This is a genomic window from Streptococcus caledonicus, from assembly GCF_042656225.1.
In the GTDB taxonomy this organism is placed as follows: domain Bacteria; phylum Bacillota; class Bacilli; order Lactobacillales; family Streptococcaceae; genus Streptococcus; species Streptococcus caledonicus.
The window spans coordinates 58,987-77,986 of record NZ_JBHSOJ010000033.1; the positions used below are offsets into that span (position 1 = coordinate 58,987).

The 19,000-nt window shown below is 39.9% G+C and carries 18 protein-coding genes; all 18 read left to right on the forward strand.

Going from position 1 to position 19,000, the window contains the following annotated elements:
• Positions 1-12: 12 nt before the first annotated feature.
• On the forward strand, positions 13-852 hold the full coding sequence (locus ACFPQ3_RS11535) for a membrane protein insertase YidC (RefSeq protein ID WP_269747723.1): 840 nt from the start codon (positions 13-15) through the stop codon (positions 850-852).
• Positions 853-861: 9 nt separating this feature from the next.
• Complete coding sequence (gene jag / locus ACFPQ3_RS11540) at positions 862-1,881, forward strand: RNA-binding cell elongation regulator Jag/EloR (RefSeq protein WP_156805931.1); 1,020 nt, start codon at positions 862-864, stop codon at positions 1,879-1,881.
• A gap of 116 nt (positions 1,882-1,997) precedes the next feature.
• A complete protein-coding gene (pbp2a, locus tag ACFPQ3_RS11545; protein WP_156805932.1) occupies positions 1,998-4,304 on the forward strand; it encodes a penicillin-binding protein PBP2A in 2,307 nt (768 codons plus the stop codon).
• 48 nt (positions 4,305-4,352) lie between these two features.
• Positions 4,353-4,505, forward strand: a complete 153-nt coding sequence (gene rpmG / locus ACFPQ3_RS11550) for a 50S ribosomal protein L33 (RefSeq protein WP_156805933.1) — start codon at positions 4,353-4,355, stop codon at positions 4,503-4,505.
• Between the two features lie 135 nt (positions 4,506-4,640).
• Positions 4,641-4,814, forward strand: a complete 174-nt coding sequence (secE, locus tag ACFPQ3_RS11555; protein WP_198039895.1) for a preprotein translocase subunit SecE — start codon at positions 4,641-4,643, stop codon at positions 4,812-4,814.
• Between the two features lie 168 nt (positions 4,815-4,982).
• A complete protein-coding gene (nusG, locus tag ACFPQ3_RS11560) occupies positions 4,983-5,522 on the forward strand; it encodes a transcription termination/antitermination protein NusG (RefSeq protein WP_121835513.1) in 540 nt (179 codons plus the stop codon).
• A 550-nt stretch (positions 5,523-6,072) separates the two neighbouring features.
• The gene (locus tag ACFPQ3_RS11565) at positions 6,073-7,530 is read left to right on the forward strand and encodes an aminotransferase class I/II-fold pyridoxal phosphate-dependent enzyme (protein WP_156805935.1); all 1,458 of its coding nucleotides are present in this window, start codon (positions 6,073-6,075) and stop codon (positions 7,528-7,530) included.
• Positions 7,531-8,391 carry a polyamine aminopropyltransferase gene (gene speE, locus ACFPQ3_RS11570; RefSeq protein WP_156805936.1) on the forward strand — a complete coding sequence of 287 codons (861 nt, stop codon included), beginning with the start codon at positions 7,531-7,533 and terminating at the stop codon, positions 8,389-8,391.
• On the forward strand, positions 8,388-9,647 hold the full coding sequence (locus ACFPQ3_RS11575) for a saccharopine dehydrogenase family protein (protein WP_156805937.1): 1,260 nt from the start codon (positions 8,388-8,390) through the stop codon (positions 9,645-9,647). The genes speE and ACFPQ3_RS11575 overlap by 4 nt, the downstream gene beginning before the upstream one ends.
• Positions 9,647-10,774, forward strand: a complete 1,128-nt coding sequence (nspC, locus tag ACFPQ3_RS11580) for a carboxynorspermidine decarboxylase (RefSeq protein WP_156805938.1) — start codon at positions 9,647-9,649, stop codon at positions 10,772-10,774. Before ACFPQ3_RS11575 ends, nspC begins: the two co-directional genes overlap by 1 nt.
• A complete protein-coding gene (aguA, locus tag ACFPQ3_RS11585; protein ID WP_156805939.1) occupies positions 10,774-11,856 on the forward strand; it encodes an agmatine deiminase in 1,083 nt (360 codons plus the stop codon). Before nspC ends, aguA begins: the two co-directional genes overlap by 1 nt.
• Before the next feature lie 13 nt (positions 11,857-11,869).
• Positions 11,870-12,748, forward strand: coding sequence for an N-carbamoylputrescine amidase (aguB, locus tag ACFPQ3_RS11590; RefSeq protein ID WP_156805981.1), 879 nt, complete (start codon positions 11,870-11,872; stop codon positions 12,746-12,748).
• 304 nt (positions 12,749-13,052) lie between these two features.
• Positions 13,053-13,898: a patatin-like phospholipase family protein gene (locus tag ACFPQ3_RS11595; RefSeq protein ID WP_156805940.1), complete on the forward strand. Its 846-nt coding sequence runs from the start codon at positions 13,053-13,055 to the stop codon at positions 13,896-13,898.
• A 107-nt stretch (positions 13,899-14,005) separates the two neighbouring features.
• Positions 14,006-15,064 (forward strand): 3-deoxy-7-phosphoheptulonate synthase, encoded by a 1,059-nt coding sequence (locus ACFPQ3_RS11600; RefSeq protein WP_156805941.1) that lies wholly within the window; start codon positions 14,006-14,008, stop codon positions 15,062-15,064.
• A 25-nt stretch (positions 15,065-15,089) separates the two neighbouring features.
• Entirely contained in the window at positions 15,090-16,121 is a 1,032-nt protein-coding gene (locus tag ACFPQ3_RS11605) for a 3-deoxy-7-phosphoheptulonate synthase (RefSeq protein WP_156805942.1), read from the forward strand.
• A gap of 59 nt (positions 16,122-16,180) precedes the next feature.
• Entirely contained in the window at positions 16,181-16,552 is a 372-nt protein-coding gene (gene acpS / locus ACFPQ3_RS11610) for a holo-ACP synthase (RefSeq protein WP_156805943.1), read from the forward strand.
• A gap of 108 nt (positions 16,553-16,660) precedes the next feature.
• On the forward strand, positions 16,661-17,758 hold the full coding sequence (gene alr / locus ACFPQ3_RS11615) for an alanine racemase (protein ID WP_156805944.1): 1,098 nt from the start codon (positions 16,661-16,663) through the stop codon (positions 17,756-17,758).
• A gap of 107 nt (positions 17,759-17,865) precedes the next feature.
• Positions 17,866-18,750: a MetQ/NlpA family ABC transporter substrate-binding protein gene (locus tag ACFPQ3_RS11620; RefSeq protein ID WP_156805945.1), complete on the forward strand. Its 885-nt coding sequence runs from the start codon at positions 17,866-17,868 to the stop codon at positions 18,748-18,750.
• The last annotated feature ends 250 nt before the right edge of the window (positions 18,751-19,000 follow it).

Consider the following 19,000-nt stretch of genomic DNA (forward strand, 5'->3'; position numbering starts at 1 on the left):
TTTTATGCCGTTATCAGGAAGGAATTAAGGGTGAACAAAAAACTAAAAGTAAGTGGACTTTTTTTATTTGGTGGTTTGGTGCTGTCAGCCTGTGGTCGTGCACAAGCAATGACGCCAATTACGGCAGAAAGCACAGGTTTTTGGGCTAAATTAGTGTATCTTTTTGCACAAGCTATTGATGGATTGTCGTTTGGAAATGTTGGTATTGGGATTGTTCTCTTCACACTCTTGATTCGAACGATATTACTTCCTCTTTATAATATGCAAATCAAATCAAGTCGTAAGATGCAGGATTTGCAACCTAAGCTACGAGAATTACAAAAACAATATCCTAATAAAGATACTGAGAGCCGTTTAGCTTTGACAGAAGCTACCAATGCTCTGTATAAAAAAGAAGGTGTCAATCCTTATACAAGCATGTGGCCGATTCTAATTCAGCTACCTGTCATGATCGCTCTTTACCAAGCCTTGCTACGTGTTGATTTTCTTAAAGAAGGATCATTCCTTTGGTTTAAACTGGCACAACCAGATCCATTCTTTATTCTTCCGATATTAGCAGCTGGATTTACTTTCCTATCGACTTGGTTGACCAACAAGGGGGCACGTGAAAAAAATATTGCATTAACGCTTATGTCTGTTGTAGCTCCGTTAATGATTTTAATGGTTTCTTTTAACATTGCAAGTGGGGTGTCTTTGTATTGGACAGTGTCAAATGCTTATCAAGTGGTTCAGACTTTAATTTTTAACAACCCGTTCAAACTTATTGCAGAGCGGGAGCAATTGGCGCAAGCCGAAAAAGAAAAAGAAGCAAGGATACGTCGCGCTAAAAAGAAAGCACAGCGACGCAAATAAGGAGAAATTATGGCTATTTTTACAGGAAAAACGGTAGAGGATGCTATTGAAGCTGGGTTACGTGAACTTGGCTTACCACGTATGAAGGCACATATCCGTGTCGTTTCACGAGAGAAAAAAGGCTTTCTTGGTTTTTGGAAAAAGCCTGCGCAGGTTGAAATTGAAAATATTGATGAAAAAACTGCACATAAGGCAGATCAAAAGGCTGTTAAGGGAGTTCCAGACAATATTAACCAACAAAATGCTCCTGTGACAACTAGTCTTGAAGACACCATTGAACTGAGTAAGGTAACAACTCTTATCAAGGAAATGGAGGCCCGTGGTGAACTTGAGGTTGATCAAGAGGTCAAAGAGCAATTTTTGAATAACAAAAAATCTCCGCAAACTATTTTGGAAGAAACCGGACATTTTGAAGTTCTCAAAGAATTACAAAATAACGAGCCAAATGAAGAGATTGAACCTAAATCTAAATTCGACTCAGAAGAAAAACAAGAGTCAGCGAAAGAAGATGACTTCCAAGTCTTTGTGTCAAGTGAATTTAGTCAAAATGAATCAGAAGAATTTCCTTCAGAAGATATTGAGGTTGCCGCAAAGGAAGTGGCAACTTACATTGAAAAAATCATTTATGAAATGGACGTAGAAGCAACGCTTGATGTTAGTACTAACCGCCGTCAAATCACCATTCAGATTGAAACACCTGAAGCTGGTCGTGTGATTGGCTACCACGGAAAAGTTCTTAAATCACTGCAATTATTAGCTCAAAATTTCTTGCACGATCGTTATTCACGCTATTTTTCAGTAGTTCTCAATGTTCATGATTATGTTGAACATCGTACAGAAATTGTGATTGACTTTACCAAAAAAATGGCGAAGCGTGTCTTGGAAACTGGACATGATTATGTGATGGATCCAATGAGTAATAGCGAACGCAAAATTGTGCATAAAACTGTTGGAAAGATTGAGGGGGTTGAAAGCTATTCTGAAGGTGATGACCCTAATCGCTATGTTGTGATTAGTAAACTTCGTTAAATATATAGTGTTAAGCCAGTTGATTCTGGCTTTTTTTGCTACGTCTGAAGAATGATTTTTCAACCCTAAATTAATCCGTTAAGACAGGAATAAAATAGCTGTGGTATAATACCAGTATGACATTTTTAGAATTATTGAAGAAAAAATTCTTTCCAACCCAGTATCGAAAAGAACAGCAAGAGTTTGTTGATAATATAAGTTCTGATGAGGGTGACCTTTGCGTTACGGTAGAAGAAAAACGAGTGGATGTCTCTAAACAAGAAGAATACATTTCACGGTATCAGCGTAGCCGCAATCATCATCAGAAAGAAGAAAAGAGACCTGAAATTTTAAAAAAAGCTGATAAATTAAAGCTAAATCCTAAAAATCCTCTTCGTCAGTTTTGGCGTCGTTACCATTTAGGTAAGCTTGTCTTGATTGTTACGACAGGATGTGTTTTGCTAGTCAGTGGCTATCTCTTTTATTTAGCTAAGACTGCAAAGGTTTCTGATTTGCAAGAAGCCTTGAAGGCAACAACTGTTATTTATGACCGTAATGATGAGTATGCAGGATCTTTGACTGGACAAAAAGGAACTTACGTTGAACTAGATGCGATTTCCGATGATTTGGAACATGCGGTGCTAGCAACTGAGGATAGGACCTTTTATGAAAATAAAGGCATAAATTTTAAACGTACGATTTTAGCAGTGCTGACGCTTGGGAAATCAGGCGGAGGTTCCACAATTACACAACAACTGGCTAAAAATGCTTACCTAACACAGGATCAGACCATTAAACGTAAGGCACGCGAGTTTTTTCTTGCTTTGGAATTGACTAAGAAATATAAAAAAGAAGATATCTTAACCATGTATCTTAATAATGCCTATTTCGGTAACGGGATATGGGGTGTTGAGGATGCAAGCCAAAAATATTTTGGTACAAGTGCGGCAAATCTAGCATTAGATGAAGCGGCTACACTTGCAGGTATGCTAAAAGGTCCAGAGATTTATAATCCCTATTACTCTATTGAGAATGCGACTAATCGTCGGGACACAGTCTTGCAAGGAATGGTAGAGGCTGGGTATATTAGCCAAGAAAGTGCCAATGAAGCGACGACTATTGGTATGGGAAATCGTCTGGCAGATACTTATTCAGGAAAGATGAACGACTATAAATACCCTTCGTATTTTGATGCTGTTATCAGCGAAGCCATCGATACGTATGGATTGAGTGAAAAAGATATTTTAAATAACGGATATAAGATTTATACAGAACTGGATCAAAATTATCAAACTGGAATGCAAAATACACTGGATGATGATAACTTTATTTATGTTGCTGCTGATGGTGAACCCTCACAGGCTGCTAGTGTGGCACTTGATCCCAAAACGGGAGGAGTTAGAGGGTTAGTTGGACGTTCTAATAGTACTGAAAATACTCATTTTAGAAGTTTTAACTATGCGACTCAGGGACGTCGTAGTCCAGCTTCGGCAATTAAACCCTTACTAGTGTATGCTCCGGCAATAGCTTCTGGTTGGAGTATTGATGAACCTTTACCAAATACTAAGCGTGATTTTAATGGCTATGCCCCATCTAATTATGGTGGAATTGAAACAGAAGATTTACCTATGTATCAAGCTTTGGCCAATTCATACAATATTCCAGCTGTGTACACCTTAGACCAGATTGGTGTGTCAAAGTCTCTCTCTTATGGCAAAAAATTAGGGTTGAAAATGGAGGGAGTTCCAGAAGAATTAGGAATAGCTCTAGGATCTAGTGTGACAGTAAGTCCGCTAGAAATGGCTCAGGCTTACGCTACTTTTGCCAATGAAGGTGTGATGAATAAGGCACATCTTATTACTCGGATTGAGACGGCTAGAGGTGACAAAGTCAAGGCTTACACCCCTTCTGCTAAACGCGTATTTAGTAAAACTGTTGCTGATAAAATGACAAGTATGATGCTGGGAACATTTACTAATGGTACAGCAACTGCAGCTAATGTTTATGGTTATACGATGGCTGGAAAAACTGGAACAAATGAAGCAAGCTTCAATCCAGATGTTATCAGCGATCAATGGGTTATTGGCTACACACCTGATGTGGTGATTTCTCAGTGGATTGGTTACGATCAGACGGATGAAGGGCACTATATTGTTGATCCTTATAGCAATGCATCAGCTCTTTTTAGTACCGTTGCTAGCACAGTTTTGCCCTACACTCCTGGGACTGATTTTACGGCAAAAAATGCTTACGTTGCTAATGGGATTGAGGCTGTGTATGATGTCGCGGCGCAGGAAAACCAAGATGAATCACGTAGTATCATTGACGACCTAAGGGATTCTGCTGCTAAGGCTAAAGAAGACTTAGAAAAAGCCTTGCAGGATACGTCACTTCAAGAGAATGCTGAAAATATTTGGAATAGCATCGTTGACTATTTTAGATAAGTTGCAAAGACCTTGTTAACGTGGTATAATGACAATTACGGAGGCAGTATGGCACAGAAAAAAGCAAGTTTAGCGTGTGTAGATTGTGGCAGTCGCAACTACTCAATCTCAGTTAGTAGTAATCCCAAGCCGACACGCTTAGAAGTTAAGAAGTTTTGTAAACATTGCAAAGGGTATTCGCTGCACAAAGAAACCCGCTAAAACTTGGTGAAAATAAAAGTAATGTTGGACTGTTCTATACCTACTGAGACTGTCTATTGTTGATTTTCATTAAGTGTTACATTCAGCATGGATTGAAGATTCGTGTATTTTAAATGAGGAGTATAGATATAAATTATGTTTGTCAAAGGAATTTTTCAGGTTTTAAAAGATACAACTTGGCCAACTCGCAAGCAACGTTGGTATGATTTTATCTCAGTTCTTGAATATACCACATTTTTCACTTTGATTATTTTCTTATTTGACCGTTTGATTTCAGGTGGTCTCTTAAGTTTATTTGATAAATTTTAAAAAAGTCTTTTAAATAAGCAGATGTTAGGGCTCATTTGGTCAAAAGTATGGTATAATCTTACTAAGACCAAAAGCCGCACCATCGGCTTTTTTATATCGTCTTTTCGTTTATTTGGTTAGCTATTTTCAATTTAAAAAGCTAAACTAACAAGTAAAAAGGAGCATAAAATGTTAGATTCATTTGATAAGGGCTGGTTTGTCCTTCAAACTTATTCAGGTTACGAAAACAAGGTAAAAGAGAACCTTTTGCAACGCGCTCAAACTTACGATATGTTAGATAATATCCTACAGGTTATTATTCCGACACAAACCGTTAGTTTTGAGAAAAATGGAACGACAAAAGAGGTTGAAGAAAACCGCTTCCCAGGTTACGTCTTGGTTGAAATGGTAATGACAGATGAAGCTTGGTTTGTTGTTCGTAACACACCAAACGTTACTGGTTTCGTGGGATCGCACGGTAACCGTTCAAAACCGACACCACTGTTGGAAGAAGAAATTCGTGCTATTCTCATTTCAATGGGACAAAAAGTGGATATTATTGATACTAATATTAAAGCTGGTGATGTGGTTCAAATCATTGATGGTGCCTTCATGGGACAAGAAGGTCGTGTGGTTGAAATTGATGGCAATAAAGTGAAATTGATGCTCAGCATGTTTGGTACAGAGACACAGGCAGAAGTGGAACTTTACCAAATTGCTGAATTGTAAGGATATTTGTCTATTATAGCGAAAGTGGTTGAGAATAGTCTCAATCTCTTTTTTTATTCGTAAATGACGAACAAATTTTAAAAAAAGATAAAAACTTATTGACGGTTTCTTAAGATTCTGTTAGAATACTTTTTGTCTAGAATAAGTATCCAAAAGATGTTTCTAGCAAATATACCCCGAGTAAAAAATGCCTACGGACAGGCAGGGGAATGCCGAAGCGGGAATAGTACAGTAGTGTTCTGCTCCCATTATTGATTGGGTTAGAAACCCAAATTTTACAGTTGATGTTAGGAAATATTTCCTAATTCATATTTATTTTAGTGTGGTGAAAGCACACGTCATCTTGTGAAACGGTCAATAAAGTACGTCATATTTGCACTTGAGAGTAGGAAACATCTAGCCCCAGACACTCATAAAGAAGAAATCAAAACGTGAACAAAAAACGATTGTAGAGCAGGAGTATACCCTGCTCTTTTTGTTTGACAAGAGACAGAAGAATAGGTTGGAAAGGTATTTTCAACCGTGAGAAGATGGTAGGAATGGAGAGGCAGTGACAAGAAAAAATCAGCACCATGCACCCATTTATGATGGGCTGGTGAATTTACGCAAGAAACGAATAGTTCCCTTTGATGTGCCTGGGCACAAACGTGGTCGAGGTAATCCAGAATTAGTGGAGCTCTTAGGCGAAAAATGTGTTGGGATTGATGTCAATTCCATGAAACCCTTGGATAATTTAGGGCACCCAGTATCAATTATCCGAGAGGCTGAAGAGTTGACGGCGGATGCTTTTGGCGCAGCGCATGCCTTCTTGATGATTGGTGGGACAACCTCATCGGTCCAGGCGATGATTTTAGCGACCTGTAAGGCTGGAGATAAGATTATCCTGCCACGAAATGTGCACAAGTCTGCGATCAATGCCTTGGTTCTTTGTGGTGCGATTCCGATTTACATTGAGATGAGCGTTAACCCTCAAATTGGAATTGCTCTTGGCTTGGAAAATGACCGAGTGGCACAGGCTATCAAGGAACACCCAGATGCTAAGGCGGTATTAATCAATAATCCAACCTACTATGGCATTTGTTCAGACTTGAAAGGTCTGACAGAGATGGCCCATGCAGCAGGAATGAAAGTGTTGGTTGATGAGGCGCATGGAGCACATTTGCATTTTACAGAGAAGTTGCCGATTTCTGGAATGGATGCTGGCGCTGATATGGCAGCAGTATCTATGCACAAATCAGGCGGTAGTCTAACACAGAGCTCGATTCTTCTGCTTGGACCGGACATGAATGCAGAATATGTCCGTCAGATTATTAACTTAACGCAATCCACATCAGCATCTTACTTGCTCATGTCTAGTCTTGATATCTCACGTCGAAATCTGGCCCTTCGTGGCAAAGAGTCCTTTGAAAAAGTTATTGAAATGTCGGAGTATGCTCGTCGTGAAATTAATGCCATTGGTGGTTACTATGCTTACTCGAAAGAGTTGATTGACGGGGTATCAGTCTATGACTTTGATGTGACTAAGTTGTCCATTTACACACAAGGAATTGGCTTGACTGGTATTGAGGTTTATGACCTCTTGCGTGATGAGTATGATATTCAGATTGAGTTTGGAGATATTGGGAATATCCTAGCCTACATTTCGATTGGAGATCGTATTCAGGATATTGAACGTTTGGTCGGTGCTTTAGCAGATATTAAACGCCTCTATTCACGAGATGGCAAGGACTTGATTACTGGAGAGTATATTCAGCCAGAGGTGGTTATGTCACCTCAAAAAGCTTTCTATGCTAGCCGAGAGAGTGTTAGCCTCAAAGAGGCTATTGGTTCTGTCTGTGGCGAATTTGTCATGTGCTACCCACCAGGGATTCCTATTTTAGCTCCGGGTGAGCGAGTGACACAGGACTTGGTTGATTACATTCAATTTGCTAAGGACAGAGGCTGCTCGCTTCAGGGAACAGAAGATCCAGATGTTAATGTCATCAATATTATCAAGGAGGACTACTAGATGGATATGTGGTTTTCAGAGGTTCACACACCTGATGTGAAATTGTCGCTTCGTACTGCGCAGCAGTTATACTCAGGAAAAAGTGAGTGGCAAGATATTGCGGTATTAGAAACACCTGCTTTTGGGAAGATTTTAGTTTTGAATGGTCATGTCCTTTTCTCGGATGCAGATGACTTTGTTTACAATGAGATGGTTGTTCATGTACCTATGGCAGTGCATCCTAAACCTAAGAAAGTCCTTGTCTTAGGCGGTGGGGACGGTGGTGTGGCGCAGGTTTTGACCATGTACCCAGAGTTGGAGCAGATTGATATTGTAGAACCAGATGAGATGTTGGTTGAGGTATGTCGCCAGTATTTCCCTGATTTTGCCCAAGGTTTAGATGACCCTCGGGTGAATATTTACCATCAAGATGGTCTGCGTTTTTTGCGAAATTGCGAAGCAGAGTACGATATGATCATCAACGATGCAACGGATCCCTTTGGGCACACAGAAGGACTGTTTACAAAAGAATTTTATGGCAATAGCTACCGCGCTCTGAAAGAAGATGGGATTATGATTTACCAGCATGGTAGCCCCTTCTTTGATGAGGATGAATCAGCTTGTCGTAGCATGCACCGTAAGGCTACCCAGTCTTTCCCAATTAGCCGCGTTTACCAAGCTCATATTCCAACTAGTCCAGCTGGTTACTGGTTGTTTGGCTTTGCGTCTAAAAAATACCATCCTATTGAGGATTTCAAAAAAGACAAGTGGAAAGAGCGCCAGCTTTTTACCGAATATTACACCGCTAACTTACATATCGGGGCCTTTATGTTGCCAAAATATGTTGAGGATATTTTAGAAGAGGAAGAAGGAAGAAAATGAGTCGTTTACTAGTTATCGGATGTGGGGGCGTTGCCCAAGTTGCTATCTCTAAAATCTGTCAGGATAGCGAAACGTTTACAGAAATCATGATTGCCAGCCGTACCAAGTCAAAATGTGATGACTTGAAAGTTAAATTAGAAGGTAAAACCACTACTAAAATTGAAACAGCTGCTCTTGACGCTGATAATGTTGAGGAAGTGGTAGCCCTTATCAACAGCTACAAACCAGAAGCAGTCTTGAACGTTGCCCTTCCATACCAAGATTTAACCATCATGGATGCTTGCTTGGCAACTGGAGTGCATTACATTGACACTGCTAACTATGAGGCTGAAAATACGGAAGATCCAGAATGGCGTGCCATTTATGAGAAACGTTGTGAGGAGCTTGGTTTCACAGCTTACTTTGACTACTCATGGCAATGGGCTTACCAAGAAAAATTCAAAGAAGCAGGTTTAACAGCTCTACTTGGTTCTGGATTTGACCCAGGTGTGACGAGTGTCTTCTCAGCCTATGCTTTGAAACACTACTTTGATGAAATTCACTACATCGACATCTTAGATTGTAATGGTGGTGATCACGGCTATCCATTTGCGACAAACTTTAACCCTGAAATTAACCTTCGTGAAGTATCAGCAGCAGGTTCTTACTGGGAAGACGGTAAGTGGGTAGAAGTTGAAGCTATGTCAATTAAACGTGAATACGACTTCCCAGAAGTTGGTCAAAAAGACATGTACCTTCTTCACCACGAAGAAATCGAATCTTTGGCTAAAAACATTCCAGGTGTGAAACGCATTCGTTTCTTCATGACCTTTGGTCAAAGCTACCTTACTCACATGAAGTGCTTGGAAAATGTCGGCTTGCTTCGCACGGATACCATCAATTTCCAAGGGCAAGAAATTGTGCCAATTCAATTCTTGAAAGCCCTACTTCCTGACCCAGCAAGCCTTGGCCCACGTACGGTCGGTAAAACAAACATCGGCTGTATCTTTACTGGTATCAAAGATGGCGTTGAAAAAACCATCTATATCTACAATGTTTGTGACCACCAGGAATGTTATGCGGAAGTTGGTTCTCAAGCCATTTCTTACACAACTGGTGTTCCTGCCATGATTGGAACAAAACTAGTTATGGACGGAACTTGGAAACAGCCTGGTGTTTATAACTTGGAAGAATTGGATCCAGACCCATTCATGGAAGCCTTGAATAAATATGGCCTTCCATGGGTAGTGGTTGAAAATCCTCAATTGGTGGACTAATGAGATTGGAACAAGTCCCAACGCCTTCATATGTCATTGATGAAGGGCAGTTGGAAAAGAATTTACAGATTTTAGCGCGTGTTCAGGAGGAAGCAGGCTGTAAGGTCTTGCTAGCTCAGAAGGCTTATTCTCTCTATGCGACTTATCCCTTGATTAGCCGTTACCTTTCTGGGACAACAGCCAGCGGGCTCTACGAAGCACGTTTAGGACGTGAAGAATTTCCTGGAGAAGTTCACGTTTTTGCGCCAGCATTTAAAGACAGTGAGATTGATGAGGTTTTGGAAATGTCAGACCACATCGTCTTTAACTCGGAGCGCCAGTTGCGCCAGCATAGTGATAAATGCAGAGCAGCTAAAGTTAGTGTCGGTTTGCGGATCAATCCAGAGTGTTCAACGCAAGGTGACCATGCCCTCTATGACCCATGTGCCTACGGTTCACGCTTTGGCGTGACGATTGACAAGTTTAATCCAGAGGTGATGAATTTAGTAGATGGCTTGCATTTCCATACCCTCTGTGAGCAAAATTCCGATGATTTGGTAACGACCTTGGCAGCTGTTGAAGAAAAATTTGGTCAGTATTTGCACCAGATTAAGTGGCTGAATTTTGGTGGTGGTCACCATGTCACACGTGAGGATTATAATGTCGATTTATTGATTTCTGAAATCAAACGAATTCAAGAAAAGTATGATGTGGACGTTTATATTGAACCAGGAGAAGCTATTGCTCTCAATGCTGGTTATCTGGCGACAGAAGTCTTGGATATCGTTGAAAATGGAATCAATACCTTAGTTTTAGATGCTTCTGCGACCTGTCACATGCCAGATGTCCTAGAAATGCCTTATCGCCCGCCACTTCGTGATAGTTTTGAAGCTAATGAAAAGTCATTTACTTATCGCTTGTCTTCAAATACTTGCTTGACAGGCGATATTATCGGTGATTATAGCTTTGAAAAGCCGGTCGAAATCGGCGACCGCCTTTACTTTGAGGATATGGCTATCTATTCCTTTGTGAAAAATAATACCTTCAATGGTATTGGGTTACCAAGTCTTTATCTCATGGATAAGAATGGAGATTGCCGTTTGGTCAAAGCCTTTGGCTACGAAGATTTCAAGGGGAGGTTATCTTAATGACGTCACCGAAACAATTAGGGTATCGCATGCCTGCTGAGTATTATCCCCATCAGGGGACTCTAATGATTTGGCCGACCAGACCTGGATCATGGGCCTATGACGGCAAAGGGGCTAAGGAAGCCTTTACGCGTATCATGAAGGAAATTGCCAAGAGTGAAAAGGTGTACTTAGTTGTGGATGACGCTCATCGTGAGGAAGCAAAATCCTATCTAGGAGATGAGATTACCTACCTTGATATTCCAAGTAATGATGCTTGGGCGCGTGATACGGGACCTACAATCGTTGCCAATGCTCAAGGAGAGAAACTAGCTCTTGATTGGGAATTTAATGCCTGGGGCGGTGATTTTGATGGACTCTATCGGGACTATGAGGAAGATAATTTGTTAGCGTCTGCTGTGGCTCATCATCTGAATATGCCTATTCATAATGCCAAACCTTTTGTGCTTGAAGGCGGAGCTATTCACACAGATGGGCAAGGCACTCTGTTGGTAACGGAATCTTGTCTTCTCAGTCTAGGCCGCAATCCGCATCTAACTAAAAATCAAATCGAAAAAAACTTAAAAGAATATTTAGGAATTGAAAAGGTTATCTGGTTACCATATGGCATTTACCAAGATGAGACCAATGAGCATGTGGATAATGTCGCAGCCTTTGTTGGCTCAGCCAAAGTTGTCCTTGCTTGGACAGATGATGAACATGATCCTCAATATGACATGTCATTAGCTAATCTTAAAGTATTGGAGTCAGAAACAGATGCTAAGGGACGTCCGTTAACGGTTTATAAAATGCACATTCCTGATAAAACTCAAGTCATTGATGAACATGATTTGTTAGGTTATCAATTTGCTGAAGGGGAAGATGAACGGGAATTGGGAGAACGTCTTGCAGCTAGCTATGTGAATTTTTACATTACCAATGACGCTGTCCTAGTTCCACAATTTAATGATCCTAAAGACAAGATGGCCTGTGAACTTTTACAAGAGTTGTTCCCTTATCGCCGAATTGTTGGAATTCCAGCACGAGATATCTTGCTAGGTGGGGGAAATATTCACTGTATCACCCAGCAAATTCCATTGTAGAGAAAGGAAAATGATGAGACATGTAACCGTTGCTGCCATTCAGATGCAGTGTCAGCTAGAAGTGGTTGAAAATATTAAAACAGCAGAGCGTTTGGTACGCCAAGCGGCTGAACAAGGGGCGCAGATTATTCTCCTACCAGAGCTTTTTGAACGTCCTTATTTCTGTCAAGAACGCCAGTATGAGTATTATCAATACGCGCAATCCGTAGAGGAAAATGCGGCTATTCTCCACTTCAAACCTATCGCAAAAGAGTTGCAGGTGGTTTTACCGATTAGTTTTTATGAGAAAGATGGCAATGTTCTGTATAATTCGATCGCTATTATTGATGCGACTGGTGAGGTGTTAGGAGTTTACCGTAAAACTCATATTCCAGATGATCATTATTACCAAGAGAAGTTTTACTTCACTCCAGGAAATACTGGTTTTAAGGTCTGGGAGACACGATATGCTAAGATTGGGATTGGCATTTGTTGGGACCAATGGTTCCCAGAAACAGCGCGTTGCCTTGCCTTAAACGGTGCAGAATTGCTCTTTTACCCAACGGCTATTGGCTCTGAACCAATTTTGGATACAGACAGTAAGGGGCACTGGCAACGCACCATGCAAGGTCATGCCGCAGCCAATATTACACCTGTTATTTCAGCAAACCGCTTTGGTATCGAGCATGTGACGCCATCTGTGGAAAATGGCGGACAGGAATCAAGCTTGAATTTCTATGGTTCATCCTTTATGACAGATGAGACGGGAGTAATGTTGACCGTTGCTGATCGTGAAGGAGAAGCGGTGCTACTAGCAACCTACGACTTGGACAAAAGTGCCAATGAGCGTCTTAACTGGGGGCTTTTCCGTGACCGTCGTCCAGAAATGTATGGCAATATCAGCAATAAATGAGGTTGAGACAAAAATATCTCAACCTTCTCTTTTTTGATAGTAATAACAGATTGGCGCAGTGGTTGATTGGAGGTCTGTAACTGGACCCTTCTTTCATTTTCAAGTGTCCACCTAAAATAGTCCACTGGACTATTTTAGTACTACGCAATCGTTAGCGGCCATCCTAATCAACTGTGCGGAGGGGGACAACAAAATCGAAATCGTCTTTTTTGACGATTTAACGATTTTTGTCCCACTCTCTTTTGCCCATTTTTTTGGAAATTTTGTTATAATAATCACCAAAACCATGACGGAGGGAACGAAGATGACAGTTGGATTGGTGCTAGAAGGTGGCGGTATGCGTGGGCTTTATACGGCTGGTGTTTTGGATGCGTTTTTAGATGCGGGAATTAAGGTAGATGGGGTTGTAGCTGTTTCTGCTGGTGCACTTTTTGGGGTAAATTTTCTTTCTCAGCAAAAAGGCAGGGCTCTTCGTTATAACAAACGCTTCATCAAAAATAAAAACTATATGGGATTTCGTTCTTGGGTGAAAACAGGCAATGTTGTTAATAAGGATATGGCTTATTATAAAATTCCTATGGAACTAGATAAATTTGACCAGGAAAGATTTGCTCAATCAAGGACTCCTTTTTATGTGGTTGCTACTGATATTGAAACAGGTAAACCAGATTATATTAAAATTGAGAATGTCTTTGAACAGATGGAAGCCCTTCGTGCTAGCTCTGCCTTGCCCCTAGCTAATGAAATTGTCACTTATAAAGGGAAACAGTATTTAGATGGTGGTCTTTCTGATTCGATTCCCATAGATTTTGCGAGAAGTCTAGGTTTTGACAAATTAATTGTGATTTTAACGCAGCCACTTGATTATCGAAAAAAGCCTTCTAGTGGGAGACTTTACAGACTTTTTTATAAAAAATATCCTAAATTTATAGCTGTGGCTTCGAAACGCTATCAGTATTACAATGCTCAGGTTGAGCAGGTTATCAAACTTGAACAAGAAGGACAAGCTTTTGTTGTTCGACCGAAAAACACTCTCAAAATTGGGCGTTTAGAGAAAAATCCTAATAAATTTGATGAGATCTATGAGAAAGGTTTTACTGATGGTCAAGGTCACATAGTGGCATTGCAAACTTATTTAGGGATGATATAAATATGATTATTATCTCTATTGACTAAATTTTCTGAAAAATACCTTGGAAATGAAGCTTTCAAGTGGTATAATAGAAACAATTTTTATATTGAGTTAAAGGAAGTAGTATGTCATTTATACCAACGAGTGAAAAAATTAATATTGATGAAGTTCGTCAATTATCAAAATTGACAGGTGTAGCTTTAAGTCGAAAAAAGGCACGTGATGAAGAGCTTGCAGCGATTATGCGTGGGGAAGATGACCGTATCTTGTTAGTGATTGGTCCATGTTCGTCTGATAATGAAGTAGCGGTGCTTGAGTATGCACATCGATTAGCTAAACTTCAAGAAGAAGTTAAAGACCATATTTTTATGGTGATGCGAGTTTACACAGCGAAACCACGCACCAATGGTGATGGTTACAAAGGTCTTATTCATCAACCAGATGCAGAAGGAGAGCCGAATCTTATTAACGGTATCAAGGCGGTTCGTAATCTTCACTATCGAGTGATTACGGAAACAGGGATGACAACAGCTGATGAGATGCTATATCCTGAAAATCTTCCCTTGGTTGATGACCTTGTTTCTTACATTGCAATTGGAGCACGCTCTGTAGAGGATCAGCAACATCGCTTTGTTGCTTCCGGTATTGATGTTCCAACAGGGATGAAAAATCCTACATCGGGTAATTTAAACATTATGTTTAATGGGATTTATGCAGCTCAAGCTAAGCAGAATTTCTTTTTTAACGGAGAAGAAGTTAAGACAACTGGAAATCCACTTGCCCATGTTATTTTGCGCGGTGCGACTAATGAATATGGTAAAAACATTCCAAACTACTACTATGATAATATCTTAGATACTATTGAGCAGTATAAAAAGATGCAGTTAGAAAATCCATTTATTATCGTTGATACCAACCATGATAATTCTGGAAAACAATATCTTGAACAGGTTCGTATTGTCCGCCAAACTCTCATTAATCGAGATTGGAATGAAACAATTCGTCGGTATGTTAGAGGGTTTATGATTGAATCTTACTTAGAAGATGGTCGTCAAGATAAGTCGGAGGTCTATGGAAAATCCATTACCGATCCATGCCTGGGTTGGGATAAAACAGAAGCCTTAGTCCGTGAGATTTATCAAACATCAAAAAGTCAGTCATTTAACGGTTATGAAAATGAATAGTTAAAAAGAAATAGGAGAAAAAGCTATGGGGATTCATCAAAAATCAGAAACCATTGACATCGCTCAAGTTAAAGAATTATCAAAATTGACGGGTGACTTTCTTCGCAAAAAAGAAAGTCGTGATCGAGAATTAGCAGATATTATTGCGGGAAAAGATGATCGTTTACTGCTGGTTATTGGTCCTTGCTCATCTGATAACGAAGAAGCTGTGCTTGATTATGCGAAACGTTTGTCAGCCCTTCAAGAGAAAGTCAAAGACAAAATCTTTATGGTGATGCGTGTTTACACGGCTAAACCACGCACCAATGGTGATGGCTATAAAGGATTGATGCACCAGCCAGATACGTCAAAATTGCCAGATTTAATCAATGGTATTGCTGCTGTTCGTAATTTGCACTACCGTGTCATTACTGAGATAGGTTTGACAACAGCAGATGAGATGCTATACCCATCTAACTTCACCTTGGTTGATGATTTGGTGTCTTACCATGCGATTGGAGCACGTTCCGTAGAGGACCAAGAACACCGTTTTGTAGCATCTGGTATTGATGCCCCTGTAGGGATGAAAAATCCAACTTCAGGAAATCTTAATGTCATGTTTAACGGTATCTATGCTGCTCAAAATGCTCAAAACTTCATTTATCACAATGCCGAAGTGGACACAGACGGTAATCCATTGGCTCATGTTATCTTGCGTGGTGCGGTGAATGAGCACGGGGAAAATGTGCCTAACTACTACTATGATATTTTACTCAAAACCATTGCACAATATGAGAAAATGGGCTTGGCAAATCCGTTTATCGTGATTGATACAAATCATGATAATTCAGGCAAACAATATTTAGAACAAATCCGTATTGTTCGTCAAACCCTTATCAACCGTGATTGGAATGAGAAGATTCGTCAGTATGTTCGTGGTTTCATGATTGAGTCTTACCTCGAAGATGGACGCCAAGACAGCCCAGAAATTTACGGTAAATCTATCACAGACCCATGCCTTGGTTGGGATAAAACAGAGGAACTTATCCAGGAAATCTATGCGACTTTGTCAAAGTAGTGGTATAATAGAAAGAAAGCTAGCTTAGGCTGGTTTTTCTTTTTGGAAAAGGAGAACCTATGATTTACGGACATGGGATTGATTTGCAGGATATTTCTGCTATTCAACGGGTTTATGATAAAAGGCAGAGCTTTGCCCATAAAATTCTTACAGAAAAAGAATTAGAGCTATTTCAGACGCTTAAAGCTCCTCGTACCTATGAATTTTTAGCGGGACGTTGGGCGGCAAAAGAGGCTTTTTCAAAAGCCTTGGGAACTGGGTTGGTTGGCTTATCTTTTCAAGATATTGAAATAATGAAAGACAGTAAGGGAGCACCGATTGTGACAGTCTCGCCTTTTGAGGGGAAAGTCCATTTATCTATCTCTCACAGTGGTTCTTTTGTTCAGGCTAGTGTCATTTTAGAAAGTATTGAGGAAAATGAAAGGAATTGAACCCGAACGGAAAGCTCGGAATTTAGATAAATCGCCTTGTGTGCAAGCACACTACGTTGATTTCCTAAAATTCTAATCGCTTTCTCGGCGTTCTTGGTATCTTATATTATGGTTACAAGTATTCATCGTCCAACTAAGGCGACTGTTGATTTATCAGCTATTACTAGCAATATTGAGACTATAAAAAGCCATCTACCAGAAAATACTCAGCATTTTGCGGTTGTTAAAGCAGATGCTTATGGACATGGAGCAGCTGAAGTTGCCAAACATATTAAGCACCAAGTTGATTATTTTTGTGTTTCAAACCTTGATGAAGGACTTGAATTGCGTCAAGCAGGGATTATCAAACCGATTTTGATTTTGGGTGTTATTATGCCAGAGGAATTACCAGTAACGATTTCACAAAAGATCACGGTCACGGTAGCTAGTTTGGAGTGGTTGGATTTTGCATGTTCCTATGATTTGACAGGACTAAAAGTCCACCTCAAATTGGATACAGGTATGGGGCGTATCGGTTTTCGAAACAGTTCTGATACTAAGCAAGCTCTGCATCGTTTAAGAGAACTAGGTGCTAATGTTGAAGGGGTTTTCACCCACTTTGCGACAGCTGATGAAGCTGATGACAGTTATTTTTTGGAGCAATTGCAGAGCTTCAAAACGCATTTGTCTGAACTGGAGCAAGTTCCAGCCCTTGTTCATGCCGGTAACTCTGCGACCAGTCTCTGGCATCACGAAGGGATTTTTAATGCTGTGCGACTAGGGATTGCTATTTATGGACTTAACCCTAGTGGACAAGTTTTAGAATTACCTTATCCAATTAAACCAGCTCTGACACTTTCTTCGCAAATTATCCATGTCAAAAAACTTCCATCTCTGAAAACGATTGGTTATGGTGCCACTTATCAAACTAAGAGCGATGAGTATATCGCTACTGTTCCGATTGGTTATGCGGATGGTTGGACGCGTGATACTCAAAATTTCTATGTTCTAGTTGACGGAAACTATTGTCAAATTGTTGGCCGTATTTCCATGGACCAAATGACCATAAAATTACCAAAATCCTATCCTCTTGGAACAGAAGTTACTCTGATTGGTAAAAATGGTGATGAGGCTATCTCGGCAACTGACATTGCTCAGCATCGTGATACCATCAATTATGAAGTTCTTTGCCTTTTGAGCCAACGTGTGCCACGCCAATATTTGTAATGTTATAGTTTTTAACTATATAAAAACCTTATTTTTAACAATTTGAAATCTATAGCTTCCTGTGGCATAATGGGCATATCTTAAAAATTTAGAAGAGGTAATGAGATATGACATTTAAAAAAATTCTAGGATTAACAACAACTTTGGCAGCCGCAGTGCTTTTGGCAGCCTGTGCTCCATCGTCAGGCAAAGAAGATAAGGCAAGCGATAAGGGTGAAAAATTGACTGTTGGAGTTATGGCCTTTGATGATACGACAGAGCCACTTTGGGATGAAATTTCAGCTTTGGTTAAAAAAGAAGGCGTGACTTTAAACTTTGTACAGTTTACTGATTACACACAACCCAATACTGCTCTTAATAATGGTGAAGTAGATGTCAATGCTTTCCAACACTATGATTTCTTAAATAACTGGAATAAGGAAAATGATGGTGATTTAGTCGCAGCAGCGGATACCCTTCTTAGTCCAATCCATCTCTTCTCAGGAACTGAGGGTAGTAAGGCCAAGTATAAAGATGTCTCTGAATTACCAGAAGGTGCTGTGATTGCAGTACCAAATGATGCGACAAATGAAAGCCGTGCTCTCTATGTTCTTGAAAGTGCTGGTATCATTGATCTTGAAGTGCCTAAAGGCGAGATAGCAACGCTTGATAGTATTGTTAAAAACAGTAAGAATGTCAAGATTAAAGAAGTTGCAGCTGATCAACTTGCAGCCAACTTAGTATCTGTAGATGCAGCTATTATCAATAATGCTTTTGCTCAGTCTGCAGGTATTAACTATGAGACTTCTCTTTACAAAGAAGAAGTAAACGAAGGTTCTAAACAATGGGTTAACATTATCGCGGCTCAAAAAGATTGGGAAAAATCAGACAAGGCTGATGCCATTAAAAAATTGATCTCAGTTTACCAAACAGATGAGATTGCCAAAGTGCTTAATGAAACATCAAAAGGTATTGATATTCCAGCCTGGGAAGGTGCTCCAACATTTAACTAAATTGTCAATAAATATCAGCGTGTGAAAGCACGCTATATTTGTTTTATATGTGTAGTAGGCTTATGCTTAATCAAATTTATAGTGATTTATATTTAAAAACAGAAAAAATTACTTTTTGTTTCTTTCTTAGAAGTGCGGACGCAAGCAACCTCCTATGGAGTTTCATTGCTATTTTTTGAGCTTAGATCTCAAAAAATCCGTTCTTGTCAAGAGTAAACTCTTGATAAGAATACCGCTATAGCGAAAGAAA